The sequence below is a fragment of the Phytobacter ursingii genome (genome assembly GCF_001022135.1).
GTDB classification, from domain to species: Bacteria; Pseudomonadota; Gammaproteobacteria; order Enterobacterales; family Enterobacteriaceae; genus Phytobacter; species Phytobacter ursingii.
Genome location: NZ_CP011602.1, coordinates 2933761 through 2952079 on the forward strand (window position 1 = coordinate 2933761; position 18319 = coordinate 2952079).

Below are 18319 nucleotides of genomic sequence, written 5' to 3' on the forward strand. Positions count from 1 at the left end.
CCTGAGGTGAACAAGCCGCATCCGGTTATGTCCGGATGCGGCTTATGCTTTTCACTGGCTATCTGACGTCCCCCGGCCGGGATAACATTAACGACGGTTACCGAAAATACGCAGCAACATCAGGAACAGGTTGATAAAGTCGAGATAGAGCGTTAACGCCCCTAAAATTGAATATTTCCGCAGGTGCGCTTTATCATTGACATCAAGCTGGGTACCGATGTTTTTCAGCTTTTGCGTGTCATAGGCGGTAAGGCCGACAAAAATAACCACTCCGATATAGGTCACCACCCACATCAGCGTTTCACTTTTCAGCCAGAAGTTAACCAGAGAGGCGAGAAGAATACCGATTAGCCCCATAAACAGCATACTGCCAAGACCGCTCAGGTCGCGTTTGGTGGTATAGCCGTAGAGACTCATCGAGCCGAACATTCCGGCGGTCACGACAAAGGTCGCCGCAATAGACTCAGCGGTGTAGGCATACAGAATGCCCGAGAGCGTCAGCCCGGTCAGGGCGGAATAGAGCATAAAGAGCGTGGTCGCCATGCCCGCGCTGAGTTTATGTATCAGGCCGGAGAGCACAAAAACCAGCGCCAGTTGCGCAATGATCAGCCCAAAGAAGACCATCCGGCTGGAGTAGATAGCCATTAATACGGCTTCATTAAATACCGTATACCAGGCGATAAAAGCCGTCAGCAACAGCCCGCAGGTCATCCAGCCATAGACCTGCGCCATATAGGTTTGCAAACCGGCGCGGGCGGGTGAAACGATAGAATCGGAACGCGGGAATCTGTCCATAATGACTCCTCAAAAAGTGGATACCCATCTTCAAGATTAACACAATCCCGACAAAGCGTTACCAGCGTTGCGCCGCCTGTTTATCGCTATCCCGCGCCTCTACCCAGCGGTCACCCTGCGCCGTGGCTTCACGCTTCCAGAAGGGCGCGCGCGTCTTAAGGAAATCCATAATAAACTGCCCTGCGTCAAAGGCGCTGCTCCGGTGTGCGCTGGTCACGCCGACAAAGACAATTTCATCGCCGGGCCAGAGTTCGCCCACGCGGTGAATCACCGTGACGTTACCCAGAGGCCAACGCTCTCGCGCCTCCTCAACGATCCCCGCCAGCGTCTTTTCCGTCATCCCCGGATAGTGTTCAAGCGTCAGAGCACTGACATTATCGCCAAGGTTATGGTTACGCACTTTGCCGGTAAAGGTCACCACCGCGCCATCTTCATCTCGCTCGCTCAACCATTGATACTCTTCGCCAACGTTAAACGCCGCATGGTCAACCACGATACGTGTCTGTGCCATTTTAACCCCCGGTCACTGGCGGGAAAAAGGCCACTTCGTCGCCTTCGGTGAGGGGATTTTCAAGACTCACCAGCGTCTGGTTTACCGCCGCCAGCAGTTTGTCCTTTTCGAGCGCCAGCGCCCAACGATCGTTGCGCGCGGCAAGATGCTGACGCACCGCTTCCACAGACGGAAACGCCTCATCCAGCGTTAACCGGTCACAACCGGTCAGTTCGCGCACCTGCGCGAAAAAAAGTACATTAATCATCTGCATCTACCCTGAAATCACCGGACTTACCGCCGCTTTTCGCCAGCAGACGTACCGGGCCAATAACCATATCCTTCTGCACGGCTTTGCACATGTCGTAAATTGTCAGCGCCGCCACCGACGCCGCCGTCAGCGCTTCCATTTCCACACCTGTTTTCCCGCTCAGGCGGCACAGCGATTCGATGCGAACCCGGTTATGCGCCGGCTGCGCCTGTAATTGCACTTCCACTTTGCTGAGCAATAGCGGATGACACAGCGGAATTAACTCCCAGGTGCGTTTTGCCGCCTGAATGCCCGCAATACGCGCCGTGGCAAAGACATCACCTTTGTGATGGCTGCCGTCAATAATCATCGCCAGCGTTTGCGGCTGCATGGTCACGAACGCTTCGGCACGGGCTTCCCGCACGGTTTCGGCTTTGGCAGAGACATCCACCATATGCGCTTCGCCATCGGCGTTAATATGGGTCAGTTGTGACATAAATTAAGGCTTAATGTGGGAGTGAAAATTACACGGGCGCGTGCGCGCATCAAGCTGCGGCGCAATGATATTGTCCCATGCGGTGCGACAAGCTTTAGTGGAACCCGGCATAGCGAAAATCAGCGTCTTGTTGGCGATACCCGCTACCGCGCGCGATTGCAGCGTGGAGGTGCCAATCTCTTCGAAAGAGAGCATGCGGAATACCTCGCCAAACCCTTCTACTTCACGGTCAAAAAGCGGCAATAAGGCTTCCGGCACCTGGTCCCCATCCGTAAAACCGGTACCGCCATTAATCAGCACCACCTGGACGTCATCGCTGGCAATCCACACCGAGACCTGCGCCCGGATGGCGTAGCGGTTCTCTTTGACGATGGCTTTCGCCACCACGTTATGCCCGGCCTCCAGCGCGGAGTCGCGCAGGAAATGACCCGACGTGTCGTCCTCTTCGCCACGACGGCTGGAAACCGTAAGAATCGCGATACGGGTTGGAATAAATTCAGTACTCACCTGACTCATTGCTTTTTCTCCTTGCGGCCATTATCCGCCAATGTAAGACAGATTTTGCGTAATGCCGGTATTGCCCTGATGCAGAAAATGGGTCTGTTTTTTGTGTGCAAGTGACGCGGCAATGCGCGCTTCCAGCGCGGCTTGCTGATTGTCATCCTGCAGCAGATCGCGCAGGTCTACGCCCCCATCGCCAAACAGGCATAAATGCAGCTTTCCGACAGAAGAGACCCGCAGCCGGTTACAACTGGCGCAAAAGTCTTTTTCATAGGGCATGATCAGACCAATCTCGCCGGCATAGTCCGGATGGCAGAAAACCTGTGCCGGGCCGTCACTGCGGCTGCGCAGCTTCTGGATCCAGCCGCGTTTAAGCAGCTCACCACGCAGCACATCGCCGGAGATATGGTGTTTTTGAAAGAGATCGCTGCCTTCGCCGGTTTCCATCAGTTCGATAAAACGCAATTGAATGGGGCGAGGTTGGATCCAGGCAAGAAAGGTGTCGAGCTGGTGGTGATTGACGTCGCGCATCAGCACGGTATTAACTTTGACCTTCTCAAAGCCCGCCGCAAAAGCAGCATCAATACCTTCCATCACCTGCTTAAACTTATCCTGACCGGTAATCGCGAAAAATTGACGCGCATCGAGACTGTCAACGCTGACATTGATCGCCGTCAGTCCGGCGTCACGCCAGTGCGCCACATCACGGGCCAGACGGTAACCGTTAGTAGTGACCGCAACCTGGCGGATGGCGTGGTTTTCTCGCACGGCAGCAATAATGTCGGTAAAGTCGCGACGCAGTGAAGGTTCGCCACCGGTCAGGCGGACTTTCTCTGTGCCCATTGCAGAAAACGCACGCGTAACGCGACGAATTTCCTCAAGGCTGAGAAATCCTTTATTGGTGACGCCACCCGGTTTGTAGCCGTTGGGCAGGCAATAAGTGCAACGGAAGTTGCATACGTCAGTGATCGACAAGCGCAAGTAAAAGAACTTACGCGCGAACGGGTCAGTCAATTGTGTGGCCATGTACACCTTTCCAAATACGGGAGATGCAGTCATTTCTTCCTGCACCCTGGCGGCTGATACCGGTGGTATCGCCACGGCCAAAGGACCCTATCGTCAGACTTAGGTACAGAGGCTAGAGTGTATGTTGTGCGTAACGAGATAAATTCGTTATGGCGATAGTAGCGCGAAGCGTTTTGTTTCGCCAACATCATTATCGCTATATAAACACGTATATAGCGACATGATCGTGCATTTTCATTACAGAGTACGTGAAAATCCCTTTTTTGCTTTGATATACGTCATTTTCCACCCTGCACGGCATCGTCATTAGGTGGTATTTAGGTTAACGTAGCGCGGTAATCATTTATAAGGAAGGTTTATGCGTAATCGCACTCTTGCGGATCTGGATCGCGTCGTTGCGCTTGGCGGTGGGCACGGTCTGGGCCGCGTGATGTCGGCTTTATCATCATTAGGCTCGCGGCTCACAGGTATCGTGACGACCACGGATAACGGCGGCTCTACCGGGCGTATTCGACGTTCTGAGGGAGGGATCGCCTGGGGCGATATGCGCAACTGTTTAAATCAGCTTATTACGGAACCCAGCGTCGCGTCGGCGATGTTTGAGTACCGTTTTAGCGGTAATGGCGAACTTTCCGGTCATAACCTCGGAAATTTGATGTTGAAGGCGTTAGACCATCTCAGCGTGCGCCCTCTGGAAGCGATAAATCTCATTCGTAACCTGCTAAAAGTAGATGCGTTTCTTATCCCGATGTCTGAGCAACCCGTTGATTTGATGGCAACAGACAACGAAGGCCATATGGTCTACGGCGAAGTAAATATCGACCTGCTGGAATCCCCGGTACAGGAATTGATGCTGTTCCCTAAAGTACACGCCACGCGGGAAGCCGTTCAGGCGATTGCAGAAGCGGATCTGATTTTAATCGGCCCGGGAAGTTTTTATACCAGCCTGTTGCCTTTACTGCTGCTGGAGGATCTTTCTCAGGCATTGCGCCGCACCCCCGCGCCAGTGGTCTATATCGGTAATCTCGGTAAAGAGTTGAGCGTGGCCGCCGCCAGTTTGACGCTTAAGGATAAGCTGACAATCATGGAACAGTATGTCGGTAAACCGATCATTGATGCCGTGATTGTTGGGCCGAAAGTGGATGTTTCTGCTGTCTCTGACCGGGTCGTTATTCAGGGGGTGCTGGACGCCAGCGATATCCCCTATCGTCATGACAGACATTTGTTGCGCGAAGCGCTGGAAAAAGCAGTTCAGGCCCTGGGTTAATCACGTGGCGAGCGCGATTTGTGCTCGCGCCATCACGTTTCCTTAATTTCTTAAGGTTGTCTTAAAGATTCTCGTCCACAATAGTCATCCTGTCTTTGTCAGGATCGTTGTCATGCCTACCTTTCGTCTTTCCCGGCCGACCTTAAGCCGCCTGAACTTTCTGATTTTGTTCGCGCTTTATATCGCACTGATATTAAATATCGCATTTTATCGCCAGGCATTTAGTTTATTGCCAGTAGACTCATTGCATAACGCGCTGGTGTTTGCCTCAATGCCCGTCGTGGCTTTTAGCGTCATCAATATTGTTTTAACTCTGGCCTCGTTTTTACGCCTGGACCGTCTGACGATCAGCCTCTTTGTTCTGGTCAGCGCGGCTGCGCAATATTTCATCATGAGCTTTGGTATTATTATTGACCGCTCAATGGTGACCAATATTCTGGATACCACCCCAGCCGAAAGTTTCGCCCTGCTATCGCCACGTATGATTGTGGTGCTGCTGCTCTCAGGCGTGTTAATGGTACTTATCGCCTGGTGGATTAAAATCAAAGCGCCGGTCTCAGCCTGGCGCAGTATTATCAGTCGCCTCGTAAGCATTGCGGTTTCTGCGTTACTGATCGTTTTCGTTGCGCTGTTGTTTTATAAAGATTACGCCTCGCTGTTTCGTAATAATAAAGAACTGGTTAAATCGCTCAGTCCGTCAAACAGCATCACCGCAGGCTTATCCTGGTATAGCCATCATCGCATGGATAATTTGCCGCTGGTGCGTATCGGTGAAGACGCGCAACAGCGTGCGCAAATGCAAAATGGCCCGCGTAAGAACCTGACCATTTTGATCGTGGGTGAAACCTCACGTGCCGCCAACTTTTCACTGGGCGGTTATGTCCATGACACCAACCCGCGTTTAAAACAGGATAATGTGGTCTATTTCCCGAATACCACTTCCTGCGGTACGGCAACGGCCATTTCCGTGCCCTGCATGTTCTCCAATATGCCACGCCAGAATTACGATGAAGAGCTGGCCCATCATCAGGAAGGTTTACTGGATATTATTCAGCGCGCTGGCATTCAGGTGTTGTGGAATGAAAACGATGGCGGCTGTAAAGGTGCCTGCGATCGTGTTCCTCATCAGGACGTGACGTCGCTGAATCTCCCTGGGTTATGCATTGACGGCGAATGCCAGGATGAAGCGTTATTTCATCAGTTGGAAGACTATATCAATAACCTGCAACATGATGGCGTTATTGTATTGCACACCATTGGCAGCCACGGGCCGACTTACTATAACCGCTATCCGGCGGCGTTTCGTAAATTTACCCCGACCTGCGATACCAGCCAAATTCAGACCTGTACGCAGGAACAACTGGTGAATACTTACGACAACACCATTTTGTACATTGATTATATTGTCGACAAAGCCATTAAATTACTGCAATCAAAACAGGATAAATTCACCACCAGCCTGGTCTATCTTTCCGACCATGGTGAATCGCTGGGTGAAGACGGTGTCTATTTACACGGTTTGCCTTATTCCATCGCCCCGGAAACGCAAAAACATATTCCGATGCTTATTTGGCTGTCTGAGGATTATCAAAAGCGTTACGGCGTCGATAATCAGTGCCTGCAACAAGAGGCACAACAAAAGCACTTTTCGCAGGATAATCTCTTCTCGACCATGTTGGGTATGACAGGGGTCAGTACGAAGGAATACCGTGCGCAAGATGATATTTTGACTGCCTGTCGTGGAGAGCCGAAATGAAAATTCTGGTCGTAGAAGATGATGCGCTGTTATTACAGGGATTGATTCTGGCCATGCAAAGTGAAGGATACGCCTGCGATGGCGTATCCACCGCGCATGAAGCGGGCCTGAGTCTGGCGACCGGACACTACAGTCTGATGGTGCTTGATCTCGGTCTTCCTGACGAAGATGGTCTCCATTTCCTGGAGCGTGTCCGCCGCGAGAAGTTTACGCTGCCGGTATTAATTTTGACCGCCAGGGACACACTCGCCGATCGTATTTCCGGGCTGGACACCGGCGCGGATGATTATTTAGTTAAGCCTTTTGCTCTCGAAGAGCTTAACGCGCGTATTCGTGCTCTGCTGCGTCGCCACAATAATCAGGCGGACAGCGAATTAACGAATGGCAATTTGCGGCTGAATTTGACTCGCCGCCAGGTATGGCTCAGCGAAGAGCTGCTGGAGCTTACGCCAAAAGAGTACGCGCTGCTGTCACGCCTGCTAATGAAAGTGGGCACGCCGGTACACCGTGAAATCCTCTATAACGACATTTACAACTGGGATAACGAACCGGCCACCAATACGCTGGAAGTGCATATCCATAACCTGCGTGACAAAATCGGCAAATCGCGTATCCGTACCGTGCGCGGCTACGGTTATATGTTGATTCACGCCGATAAACAGGAATAAGCATGGCGATATTTCAGGTCAAGAATTGGTCGATGCGAAGCCGCTTACTGCTCACCGTCGGGGCTATTCTGGTGGTTTGTCAACTGGTCAGCGTATTCTGGCTATGGCATGAGAGCAAAGAACAAGTCCAGCTGTTGGTGGAAAGCGCGATTCACAACCATAACAACCATAAACAGGTCGAGCATGAAGTGCACGAGGCCGTCGCCAGCCTCCTCGTGCCGAGCCTGTTGATCATTGGCCTCGCCCTGCTGCTCTGTTTTAAGGCGTTGAAAACCATTACCCGCCCTCTCTCGGCATTACAGCGCGAGCTGGATGCACGTGCGCCGGGCAACCTTGAACCCATCGTGCTGGAAAATCCGGTACGCGAAGTGGAAGCCGTTGCCGCTGCCATCAATCAGCTGGTTTCGCGCCTTACCGTCACGCTGGATCGTGAGCGTCTGTTTACCGCCGACGTGGCCCACGAATTGCGAACGCCGCTGGCAGGTCTGCGCCTGCACCTGGAGTTGATGGCCAAAAGCCATGCCCTGGATGTCGCCCCGCTGCTCCAGCGTCTGGACCAGATGACTGAAAATATTGCCCAGTTACTGCAGCTCGCTCGCGTCGGGCAATCTTTTTCCGCAGGAAGCTATCAGCAGGTGATGCTGCTGGAAGATGTGGTCATGCCAGTCCACAGTGAACTGGAGAGAATGCTGCAAACCCGACAGCAACATTTACAGTTGCCGCAAATGGCAGAAGATATCGCGGTGGCAGGTGATGCCACGCTCTTGCAGGTGCTGCTGCGCAATCTGGTGGAAAATGCCCATCGGTATAGCCCGGCAGGTACCACCATTACCGTGAGCCTTGTCGGCGGGTCCACACCGGTTCTGTCAGTGGAAGATGAGGGATCAGGCGTGGATGAATCCCGTAGCGGAGAATTGAGTAAAGCGTTTGTGCGCATGGATAGCCGCTACGGGGGATCGGGGCTTGGATTGAGTATCGTTTCACGCATCGCACAACTCCACGACGCGCAATTCTTCTTGCATAACCGTCAGCCTGGCCCGGGCGTGCGCGCGTGGGTGAAACTCAACGCTATTGCACGTTAAGGTAATCTTAGTAAGAGAGCACCCAGAGATGGGTAAAGCCGATGATGATGGCAAGAGACAGGGCAACGGCCAGATACTGAGCCAGGTTTTCTTTGTGCATAGGTACTCTCCTGATTTTTCACAGGAGAGTAATCGGCTTTCATTAAGCAAACATTAAGATGCGCAGGTGAATTTCGTGACCGGCCTCTTGTTACGAGGCGGCAATAAACAATTCCCGCAATTGATGCAGCTGATCGCGGCATTTCGCTGCCTCTTCGAATTCGAGATTCTGCGCATGCTGCATCATCTGTCCTTCCAGCTCGTGAATTTTCTGCTGCAGCGCTTTTGGGGTTAACGCCAGTTCGGCGGCTTCCACCTGAGCCGGCGTCCGCGATTTCCCGCGACCTTTGCCTTTGGTCTTCGCCAGACTCTCGCCGAGGCTCAGAATATCCACCACTTTTTTGTTCAAACCCTGCGGGGTGATGCCGTGTTCTTCGTTGTACTGCTGCTGTTTCTCGCGACGACGCTCGGTTTCTCCCATCGCCTTCGCCATGGACGGGGTAATTTTGTCGCCATAGAGAATGGCCTTCCCGTTAACGTTACGCGCCGCACGACCAATGGTCTGAATCAGCGAACGCTCAGAACGCAGGAACCCTTCTTTATCCGCATCCAGAATCGCCACCAACGACACTTCCGGCATATCCAGACCTTCACGCAGGAGGTTGATGCCCACCAGCACATCGAACTCGCCAAGACGTAAATCACGGATAATCTCCATACGTTCAACCGTATCGATATCGGAGTGCAGGTAACGCACTCGCTCACCGTGTTCTTCCAGGTATTCAGTCAAATCTTCCGCCATGCGTTTGGTCAGTGTCGTGACCAGCACACGCTCGTTGATGGCGGCGCGTTTGCGGATTTCGGAGAGCAGGTCGTCCACCTGGGTGGCTACCGGTCGCACTTCGATAATCGGATCGAGCAACCCGGTCGGACGTACAACCTGGTCAATGACCTCGCCGCCAGATTTTTCCAGCTCATAGTTGCCCGGCGTCGCCGACACATAAATGGTTTGCGGTGCCAGCGCCTCGAATTCCTCGAATTTCAGTGGACGGTTATCGAGCGCGGACGGCAGACGGAAGCCGTACTCCACCAGCGTCTCTTTACGCGCACGGTCGCCGCGGAACATACCGCCAATTTGCGGAATGGTGACGTGGGATTCATCAATCACCAGCAGGCCATCCGCCGGAAGGTAATCAAATAGCGTGGGCGGCGGCTCGCCCGGCCCGCGCCCGGAAAGGTAACGCGAGTAGTTTTCGATACCGGAGCAATACCCCAACTCATTCATCATCTCCAGATCAAACTGCGTACGCTGGGTCAACCGCTGTTCTTCCAGCAGTTTATTGTTCTCCAGCAGCACCTTGCGACGCTCGACCAGTTCGACCTTGATCTCTTCCATCGCCTGAACGATGCGCTCACGTGGGGTGACGTAGTGGGTTTTGGGGTAAACGGTAAAGCGCTGGATGGTGGACTCGACGTGCCCGGTCAGCGGGTCAAACAGCGACAGCCGCTCCACTTCCTCATCAAACAGCTCAACGCGCAGGGCAATATCGTCCGATTCCGCCGGGAAGATATCGATCACCTCGCCGCGCACACGAAAGGTGCCGCGCTGAAACGCCTGGTCATTGCGGGTGTACTGCAACTCAGCCAGACGACGCAGTATGGAGCGCTGATCGATGATCATTCCTTTGGTCAGGTGCAACATCATCTTCAGATACAGATCCGGATCGCCCAGACCGTAAATTGCGGAGACCGATGCCACCACGATCACATCACGACGTTCAAGCAGCGCCTTGGTAGCCGACAGACGCATCTGCTCAATGTGCTCGTTCACCGAGGCGTCTTTTTCGATAAATGTGTCCGAACTCGGCACATAGGCTTCCGGCTGATAGTAGTCATAATAGGAGACGAAATATTCCACGGCGTTATCGGGAAAGAACTCTTTCATTTCGCCATAGAGCTGCGCCGCAAGGGTTTTGTTCGGTGCCAGCACCATCGTCGGGCGCTGTAAATCGGCAATAACATTCGCCACGGTGAACGTTTTCCCTGAACCGGTCACGCCCAGCAAAGTCTGATGAGCCAGACCGTCTTCGAGCCCCTCTTCCAGGCGACGAATAGCTTCTGGCTGATCGCCAGAGGGTCGAAAAGCGGAATTCAGTTTGAATGGTTTACTCATGGACGGCTACCTGATGAAGGAATGAGCGGGCAGGAAAGTAATTTTACTCACCACAGCGAGATTTGCCAATAAAAAATACTGGATGTAAAAACAGTGGCGCAATCAGGAATATCTTCTACTCACAGGCAGAGCACGAGCAGCACACCTGGAAAATCACCCCTGACGGTACAAAACACCAGCAAAAGCGGGTTATCCCCAGAACATTTCCTTTTTTAACACTTGTCAAGCCTGGTAATGAAAGTTTTATGGCAATGGGTGACAGATTTCTTACAAGGATTGCTTTTATTTAACTAATTAAAAAATAAAGAAATATTTCAAAAGACGCCTTTCGCAGCAATTCAGGCGCAAGCCGCGTGTTTACTCGCTTCTCGCACTTTTTCTAACTCTAATGCACAAGGTTATCCACAGGAATAGTGGATAACTGCTTCCAGCCCATATGCTTCGCCTGTCGCCTGAAACGTCCCCTGAGCCTGTTTGAGGCCAGTAAAAATTTTTTCTCGCTTATTTTTGCAGAATATCTGCTAACGAAACGGCGAATTATCATGCGATCGTGCTCACATTTTGCCGATCGAATGCACCATTTCCTGCCAGCCCCGGCACTGTCAAAGAGCATATATTTTCGCCTGCGAGGCGCAATACCCGCTTTAACTCTCTCATTCATCAGTGGGTTCCGAAAAAAAGCCTGTTTTCATGTTCTGGCAAGCCTTTTGCACTGAACTGAATAACAACTTCTCTGTCATCCGATCAGAGATAAGGAGCGAACCGTGTTGAGCTTACGTGCAGTCAATCAGTATTACGGCAATCAACATACGCTATGGAATGTCGATCTCGATCTTTCCCCCGGCGTATGCACCTCTGTTATCGGCCTCCCAGGGATGGGCAAAACAACGTTAATAAATTGTATTACCGGTTATTTGCCCGTGGAGAGCGGTAGCATGGTCTGGCAAGAGGCAGGAGGCCCCCCCAGGGATTTACTGAACTTGCAGGCGGAACATCGCAGTGCAATGGGGATAGGTTATGTTCCCCAGGACAGACGAATATTTTCACAAATGACCGTCGAGGAGAATCTGCATATCGCTATGCTTGCCTGTGGAGAGCCCCGCAGCACCGTCAATCGTGAGGTCTATGACCTGTTTCCCGAACTGTACGGACTACGTCAGGTGAAAGGAGCAGGGCTGTCTGAGGATAATCAGCATCAGCTGGCGATGGCACGCGCCCTCGTCAATCGCCCGCGACTGCTGATTCTGGACGAACCCACGCGCGGGCTTGGACAGGCGTTTATCCATAAACTCGGCAATTTACTTGTCCGGCTCAACCAGGATTTCGGTATGACTATCCTGCTGGCCGAACAGCATCTGTCGTTTATCCGCCGGGTTGCCGACCGTTTCTGTCTGTTACATCGTGGTCGCAACGTTGCCGAAGGGGATGTCAGACAACTGGATGACCAGCTTCTGTCGCACTGGATGTCGCCTGATTCAGCACGTTGAGATCGAGATAATGACCGTTTTGTGTAGCGAACGGCGCGTGGGCAAGCCAGGGGATCTCCCCGATCAAAGGTGCTTTCAACACGCGCCGTAGCGTCGCAAGATACTCGGTATGACGTTTGCCCGGTGGCTGAACATCATTGGCAATCCAGCCGGCAAAGCGCAACCCCGCCTGCTCTATCGCCTGTGCGGTCAACATCGCATGGTTAATACACCCAAGTTTAACGCCCACCACCAGAATCACCGGCAATTGTTCTGCCACCACCCAGTCGGCAAAAGTCCATGTCTCTGAAAGCGGCGTAAACCACCCCCCGGCCCCTTCTGTTAGTACCCAGTCGGCCTGCGTTTCCAGCGTCCGCAGTCCGTCAGACAGTCCTTCGAGCGTAATGGGCATGTCGGACTCCGCGCTGACAATGTGTGGCGATGTCGGCTCCGCAAAGGTCCAGGGGTTTACCAAAGCATAATCGAGCATAACGCTGCTGTTGCGCTGCAAAGCCAGTGCGTCACTGTTGCGCAGCCCCTGCGCGGTCATTTCGCTGCCCGAGGCCACCGGTTTGTAACCCGCGCTTCGCCGTCCCAGAAGATTTGCCGCCTGCAAGAGCGCGCAGCTCGCCACGGTTTTTCCGACCTCGGTATCCGTGCCGGTGACAAAATAGCGTTCAGTCACGTGTGATGACTCCCCAGAAAAGTTGATAGGTCAGCGGGAATGTCCCCTGCTGTTGCGGCCAGGCCAGCTGTAAGCGTTGCAGCCCTCCGCGCGTCAGCCCTTGCCTGCGCCCGGCATGCAGATGAGTAGCTCCCGTCCCTTTTAGCGATCGCATGGCCTCAAGCGCACCGGCAAAAGAGAGAGTGACTGGCTCAATGCCCGCCTGATAGCGCCAGCCTGATAAAGCGTCGTGGATTTGCGCCGCGGGCAGAAAGCGATTGGCATGCGGCTGGTCATCAATCGCCCGCCACGCCTGATTCAGTTCAGGCAGCGAACCGCTCACCAGGGTGGTAAAGGCAATGTGTCCGCCGGGGCGCACCACGCGGTATAACTCCGCCAGCGCCCGGCGCACATCATCACACCACTGCACCGCCAGGTTACTCCAGGCAAGACAAAATTCAGCGTCAGTAAAAGGCATGGCTTCGATATCCGCCTGCACGTACCGTTCGGCCGCCTGCCTGCGCCGGGCCTCCTCCAGCATAGGCAGGGAGATATCCAGTGCCGTTACCCGCGCCCCCTGCTCTCGCCAGTAGCGGCTCAGCAATCCTGGCCCGCATCCGGCATCCAGTACCTGAGCAACAGGGGCTGAATGGAGACGGGAAAGCAGTAATTCTGCGCTCTGCTGCTGTAATCCGTTGTGCTGGTCGTAGCTGCGAGCGGCGCGACCGAAAGTATCGGCGATGGCTTGTTTATCAACGCGCGTCATGCAATATCTCCAGTAACTGCTCAATATCTTCCGGCTCGTGGGCGGCAGTGAGCGTTAAGCGCAACCGGGCAGTGCCTGGCGGGACGGTTGGCGGGCGAATCGCAGTCACCCAACAGCCGTGCGCCCGTAACTGCGTGGCCAGCTCCAGCGTGCGGCTGTTTTCGCCGACGATCAGCGGCTGAATGGCGCTGTCAGACGCGGTCACCGCCAGGTTTTGCGCCTTCGCACCCGCGCGAAATTGTGCAATCAGCGCATTCAGTTTATGTCGCCGTTGCGCACCCTCTTCGGAACGAATCACCGCAAGCGAAGCGCTGATGGCTGCGGCCTGTGCGGGCGGCATACTGGTGCTGTAAATCAGATGGCGGGCAAACTGTGTCAGATAATCGGCCAGCGACGCGCTGCACAGTATCGCCGCGCCACTCACACCGATCCCTTTGCCGAAGGTGACAATCAGGATATCCGGCGTGATCTGGTGGACATCACAGCTACCGCGCCCCTCGTCGCCGCATACTCCAATGCCATGCGCATCGTCGACCATCAGCCAGCCGTTTGCCTGTCGGGTTACCCGGGCGATATCCGCCAGCGGCGCGCTATCGCCGTCCATACTGAACACCCCTTCGGTGACGACCAGTTGTTCGCCGCCGATGGGTTTTGCCAGCAACGTCGCGAGATGCGTGGCATCGTTATGGGCAAAGCGGCGCAATGCCGCCGGGCTTAAGTTTGCCGCCTCCAGCAACGAGGCGTGGCTTAGCCTGTCGGCAACGATGCGATCGTCTTTATTACCGAGCGCGGCAATCACCGCCTGATTAGCGGCAAATCCCGAGATAAACAGCAACGCGCGCGGATACCCCAGCCAGTCGGCAAGCCCGGCTTCGAGCTGCTGGTGTGCCAGGGTGTAACCGCTCACGTGGCCAGAGCCGCCGCTGCCAACCCCGTATTTTTCCGCCGCTTGTTGCCAGGCGAGAATCAGCGCCGGATGCTGGCTTAAGCCCAGATAATCGTTACTGGAGAAGTTGCGATAACGTTGCCCGTCACGAATCAGCCAGCGCCCGGCGCCCTGATCCACGCACTGGCGTGTACGCAAGGCATCGGCCTGCCTGCGGATGGCTAACGCCTCATCAATACGCTGTTGCCAGCTCATACCACAGCCGCATTGTAATACTGCGCGGTGTCCGCATTCATGAGCTGCTGTTCCAGTTGCTCCTGCTGCGCCTTGTCGCCGTTGAGTACTTCGGTCTGCTGCGGATTCAACCCCAGCTTGCGGAACAGTTGCAGGTCTTTGTCCTCTTCCGGGTTCGGCGTGGTCAACAGTTTGCAGCCGTAGAAGATAGAGTTTGCGCCGGCCATAAAGCACATGGCCTGAGTCTGTTCGTTCATCTGCTCGCGCCCTGCGGACAGACGCACGTGCGAGGTGGGCATCATGATACGCGCAACAGCAATAGTACGAATAAAATCAAAGGCATCGACATCCTCATTCTCCGCCAACGGCGTGCCTTTGACTTTCACCAGCATGTTGATGGGCACGCTTTCCGGTGGTGTGGGTAAGTTAGCCAGTTGCAGCAGTAACCCGGCGCGATCGGTCACCGTTTCGCCCAGCCCTACAATCCCGCCAGAACAGACCTTGATTCCCGCATCACGCACTTTATCGAGCGTATCCAGGCGCTCCTGATAGGTACGGGTGGTGATGATATTGCCGTAAAACTCCGGCGAGGTGTCCAGGTTGTGGTTGTAGTAATCCAGCCCGGCTTGAGCCAGACGCTGCGCCTGGTTGTCCGTGAGCGTGCCGAGCGTCATACAGGCTTCCAGTCCCATGGCTTTGACCCCTTCAACCATCTGTTCCAGATAGGGCATATCGCGATCGTTCGGGTTCTTCCAGGCAGCGCCCATACAAAAGCGCGTTGAACCGGCCTTTTTCGCCTTACGGGCAGACTCCAGTACCTGCTCCACCTCCATCAATCTTTCCGCATCGAGCCCGGTTTTGTAGCGGGCGCTTTGCGGACAGTATTTGCAGTCTTCCGGGCAGGCCCCGGTCTTGATCGACAGCAGCGTACTGACCTGCACCTGGCGGGGATCAAAATGCTGGCGATGAACTTGCTGCGCTTCAAACAGCAGTTCCAGCAGAGGTTTTTCAAACAGGGCGGCGACTTGCGACATTGTCCAGCGTGTCTGGTGAGCCATTGGGCTTCTCCAAAGGGTGTTGTTGAATCTCGATTCGGGTTATACTTGTAAACCTAAATCTTTTTAATTTGGTTTACAAGTCGATTATGACAACGGACGATCTCGCCTTTGACCAGCGCCATATCTGGCACCCATACACTTCCATGACCTCTCCTCTGCCGGTTTATCCGGTGCAATCCGCACATGGATGCGAACTGACACTTGCCAGCGGCGAGCGCCTGGTGGATGGGATGTCTTCCTGGTGGGCTGCCATTCACGGCTACAATCACCCAACGCTAAACGCGGCGATGAAAGCGCAAATTGACGTCATGTCGCATGTGATGTTTGGCGGCATCACCCACTCACCCGCCATAACCCTGTGCCGTAAACTGGTGGCGATGGCCCCGGAGAATCTGGAGTGTGTTTTCCTCGCTGACTCTGGCTCGGTGGCCGTGGAAGTGGCGATGAAAATGGCCCTGCAATACTGGCAGGCGAAAGGCGAACCCAGGCAGCGGTTTCTCACTTTCCGTAACGGCTATCACGGCGACACCTTTGGCGCGATGTCCGTATGCGATCCGGATAATTCCATGCATAGCCTGTGGCAGGGCTACCTGCCGCAAAACCTCTTCGCTCCGGCGCCGCAAAGCCGTTTCGACGGCGTTTGGGACGAGCGCGATATGGTGGGTTTTGCCCGCCTGATGGCCGCACATCGCCATGAGATCGCCGCGGTGATCCTTGAGCCCATCGTCCAGGGCGCTGGGGGAATGCGCATGTACCACCCTGAGTGGCTTAAGCGGATCCGTAAAATGTGTGACCGGGAAGGGATATTGCTGATTGCCGATGAGATCGCTACCGGCTTTGGTCGCACCGGCAAGCTGTTTGCCTGCGAACACGCCGGTATCGCCCCGGATATTCTCTGTCTTGGCAAGGCATTAACCGGCGGCACGATGACGCTTTCCGCCACGCTCACGACGCGACATGTGGCCGAAACGATCAGCAACGGTGAAGCGGGCTGCTTTATGCATGGTCCGACGTTTATGGGCAATCCGTTGGCCTGTGCGGTCGCAACTGCCAGTCTGGCGCTGCTGGAAAGCGGCGAATGGCAATCCCAGGTGGCTGCGATTGAACGCCAGTTACGCGAAGAGCTTTCTGTTACAAGCAAGAGTGGCAACGTCGCTGACGTTCGCATATTGGGCGCAATCGGCGTGGTGGAGACCAAACAGCCAGTGAATATGGCGGCGCTGCAACGTTTCTTTGTCGGACAAGGCGTATGGATCCGCCCGTTTGGCCGCCTCATTTATCTGATGCCGCCTTATACCATTAGCGCTAAACAACTGACGCGCTTAACCCAGGCAGTGAATGCCGCCGTTGCCATGGACGAGATGTTCATTGTCTGATTTAACGCCCACCTGATGACGGGATGCTACACTCTGGAGGGTTAACTTATCCCGGAATCAGGAGGAACAATGGCGATTTTAATGATACTGACCTCGCATGACACCCTCGGCGACACCGGGCAAAAGACCGGTTTTTGGCTGGAAGAATTTGCCGCACCTTATTACATTTTTCGCGATGCAGGACTGGAAGTCGTCCTCGCAACCCCCGCAGGCGGGCAACCGCCGCTGGATCCGAAAAGTGATGCACCCGATGCCCAAACCCAGGACACCGAGCGCTTTCGCAAAGACAACGCCGCGCAGTTCGCCCTGGCGAACACGCAAAAACTGAGTGATATCGCTGCCGGGGATTATGACGCCGTGTTTTATCCCGGCGGTCACGGCCCGCTGTGGGACCTGGCGGAACACCCTGTCTCTATCGCACTTATCGAAAAATACTGGGCCGAAGGCAAGCCGGTAGGAACCGTCTGTCACGCGCCGGGCGTGCTGCGCCATGCCCATAAGCCAGATGGCAGTCCACTGGTAGAGGGCAAACGCGTGACAGGTTTTAGCAATAGCGAAGAAGAAGCCGTCGGCCTGACACAGGTTGTGCCATTTCTCGTTGAGGATGCGTTAAAGCAGGCCGGCGGCTTGTACGAGCGCGGTGATGACTGGGGCGTGTATGCGATAACCGACGGTCACCTGGTGACCGGGCAAAACCCGGCATCGTCGGCCGCCGCCGCACAGGAAATCGTCAAGTTATTGCATCGCTGACAGGGGGAGAAATGAAGCTTATCAGTCATGATTTACAGGACGGGGGCAAATTGCCCCACCGTCATGTCTTCAACGGCATGGGCTACGACGGCGACAATATTTCGCCGCATCTGGCCTGGGATGAGGTTCCGGCCGCAACCAAAAGCTTTGTCATAACCTGCTACGACCCGGATGCCCCAACGGGTTCTGGCTGGTGGCACTGGGTCGTCGCCAACGTGCCCGCCGGGACTCGCGTATTGCAGCAAGGAGCAGGTTCCGGAATAAGCGCGCTGCCGGATGGCGCTATCCAGACGCGTACCGATTTTGGCAAAGCCGGCTATGGCGGCGCGGCGCCGCCGAAAGGGGAAACCCACCGCTATATTTTCACCGTTTATGCCCTGGATGTGCCGGCTATTGATGTGGATGCCGACGCCAGTGGCGCAATGGTGGGCTTTAATGTGCATTTCCACGCTATCGCCAGCGCCTCGATTACCGCCCTTTTTAGCTAAAAATCCATTCATTTGAAGCCGATTTGCACAATCGGCTTCCCGTTTCGCTCAACTTAGTATAAAAAAGCAGGCTTCTGACGAAATCATT

General features: G+C 54.5%; 19 protein-coding genes and 1 riboswitch. Of the genes, 8 read left to right on the plus strand and 11 right to left on the minus strand.

The window, feature by feature from the left end; translation table 11 throughout:
• Positions 1-87 precede the first annotated feature (87 nt).
• From AB182_RS17295 to moaA, 6 genes are all read right to left on the minus strand, one after another.
• Complete coding sequence (locus AB182_RS17295; protein ID WP_047371186.1) at positions 88-795, minus strand: Bax inhibitor-1/YccA family protein; 708 nt, start codon at positions 793-795, stop codon at positions 88-90.
• Between the two features lie 58 nt (positions 796-853).
• Positions 854-1306, minus strand: a complete 453-nt coding sequence (gene moaE, locus AB182_RS17300) for a molybdopterin synthase catalytic subunit MoaE (RefSeq protein WP_047371187.1) — start codon at positions 1304-1306, stop codon at positions 854-856.
• 1 nt (position 1307) lies between these two features.
• Positions 1308-1553 carry a molybdopterin synthase sulfur carrier subunit gene (gene moaD / locus AB182_RS17305; protein WP_047371188.1) on the minus strand — a complete coding sequence of 82 codons (246 nt, stop codon included), beginning with the start codon at positions 1551-1553 and terminating at the stop codon, positions 1308-1310.
• Positions 1546-2031, minus strand: a complete 486-nt coding sequence (moaC, locus tag AB182_RS17310) for a cyclic pyranopterin monophosphate synthase MoaC (protein WP_047371189.1) — start codon at positions 2029-2031, stop codon at positions 1546-1548. Before moaC ends, moaD begins: the two co-directional genes overlap by 8 nt.
• Positions 2032-2034: 3 nt before the next feature.
• Positions 2035-2547: a molybdenum cofactor biosynthesis protein B gene (gene moaB, locus AB182_RS17315; protein ID WP_047371190.1), complete on the minus strand. Its 513-nt coding sequence runs from the start codon at positions 2545-2547 to the stop codon at positions 2035-2037.
• Between the two features lie 21 nt (positions 2548-2568).
• Positions 2569-3558 (minus strand): GTP 3',8-cyclase MoaA, encoded by a 990-nt coding sequence (gene moaA / locus AB182_RS17320; RefSeq protein WP_047371191.1) that lies wholly within the window; start codon positions 3556-3558, stop codon positions 2569-2571.
• Positions 3546-3690: riboswitch (molybdenum cofactor riboswitch) on the minus strand. It overlaps the preceding gene by 13 nt.
• A gap of 226 nt (positions 3691-3916) precedes the next feature.
• On the opposite strand from moaA, the gene yvcK reads away from it, so the two are divergent.
• From yvcK to pmrB, 4 genes are all read left to right on the plus strand, one after another.
• Complete coding sequence (gene yvcK, locus AB182_RS17325) at positions 3917-4825, plus strand: uridine diphosphate-N-acetylglucosamine-binding protein YvcK (protein WP_047371192.1); 909 nt, start codon at positions 3917-3919, stop codon at positions 4823-4825.
• 112 nt (positions 4826-4937) lie between these two features.
• Positions 4938-6581, plus strand: a complete 1644-nt coding sequence (gene eptA / locus AB182_RS17330; protein ID WP_047371193.1) for a phosphoethanolamine transferase EptA — start codon at positions 4938-4940, stop codon at positions 6579-6581.
• The gene (gene pmrA / locus AB182_RS17335) at positions 6578-7249 is read left to right on the plus strand and encodes a two-component system response regulator PmrA (RefSeq protein WP_047371194.1); all 672 of its coding nucleotides are present in this window, start codon (positions 6578-6580) and stop codon (positions 7247-7249) included. The genes eptA and pmrA overlap by 4 nt, the downstream gene beginning before the upstream one ends.
• A gap of 2 nt (positions 7250-7251) precedes the next feature.
• Positions 7252-8331, plus strand: a complete 1080-nt coding sequence (gene pmrB, locus AB182_RS17340; protein ID WP_047371195.1) for a two-component system sensor histidine kinase PmrB — start codon at positions 7252-7254, stop codon at positions 8329-8331.
• Between the two features lie 190 nt (positions 8332-8521).
• Here the strand turns inward: pmrB and uvrB are convergent, their stop codons facing one another.
• Complete coding sequence (uvrB, locus tag AB182_RS17345) at positions 8522-10543, minus strand: excinuclease ABC subunit UvrB (protein ID WP_047371196.1); 2022 nt, start codon at positions 10541-10543, stop codon at positions 8522-8524.
• A gap of 764 nt (positions 10544-11307) precedes the next feature.
• On the opposite strand from uvrB, the gene AB182_RS17355 reads away from it, so the two are divergent.
• On the plus strand, positions 11308-12030 hold the full coding sequence (locus tag AB182_RS17355; protein WP_047371198.1) for an ABC transporter ATP-binding protein: 723 nt from the start codon (positions 11308-11310) through the stop codon (positions 12028-12030).
• Here AB182_RS17355 and bioD read toward each other — a convergent pair.
• The 4 genes from bioD to bioB are packed head-to-tail and all read right to left on the minus strand — an operon-like array spanning position 11972 to position 15617.
• Positions 11972-12694 carry a dethiobiotin synthase gene (gene bioD / locus AB182_RS17360; protein ID WP_047371199.1) on the minus strand — a complete coding sequence of 241 codons (723 nt, stop codon included), beginning with the start codon at positions 12692-12694 and terminating at the stop codon, positions 11972-11974. The genes AB182_RS17355 and bioD overlap by 59 nt on opposite strands.
• A complete protein-coding gene (gene bioC / locus AB182_RS17365) occupies positions 12687-13439 on the minus strand; it encodes a malonyl-ACP O-methyltransferase BioC (RefSeq protein ID WP_047371200.1) in 753 nt (250 codons plus the stop codon). The genes bioD and bioC overlap by 8 nt, the downstream gene beginning before the upstream one ends.
• Complete coding sequence (gene bioF / locus AB182_RS17370; RefSeq protein WP_047371201.1) at positions 13426-14580, minus strand: 8-amino-7-oxononanoate synthase; 1155 nt, start codon at positions 14578-14580, stop codon at positions 13426-13428. Before bioF ends, bioC begins: the two co-directional genes overlap by 14 nt.
• Entirely contained in the window at positions 14577-15617 is a 1041-nt protein-coding gene (gene bioB / locus AB182_RS17375) for a biotin synthase BioB (protein WP_047371202.1), read from the minus strand. The genes bioF and bioB overlap by 4 nt, the downstream gene beginning before the upstream one ends.
• Positions 15618-15685: 68 nt before the next feature.
• On the opposite strand from bioB, the gene bioA reads away from it, so the two are divergent.
• From bioA to AB182_RS17390, 3 genes are all read left to right on the plus strand, one after another.
• On the plus strand, positions 15686-16993 hold the full coding sequence (gene bioA, locus AB182_RS17380) for an adenosylmethionine--8-amino-7-oxononanoate transaminase (RefSeq protein WP_380081244.1): 1308 nt from the start codon (positions 15686-15688) through the stop codon (positions 16991-16993).
• A gap of 69 nt (positions 16994-17062) precedes the next feature.
• Positions 17063-17743 (plus strand): type 1 glutamine amidotransferase domain-containing protein, encoded by a 681-nt coding sequence (locus AB182_RS17385; RefSeq protein ID WP_047371204.1) that lies wholly within the window; start codon positions 17063-17065, stop codon positions 17741-17743.
• 11 nt (positions 17744-17754) lie between these two features.
• The gene (locus tag AB182_RS17390; protein ID WP_047371205.1) at positions 17755-18231 is read left to right on the plus strand and encodes a kinase inhibitor; all 477 of its coding nucleotides are present in this window, start codon (positions 17755-17757) and stop codon (positions 18229-18231) included.
• The last annotated feature ends 88 nt before the right edge of the window (positions 18232-18319 follow it).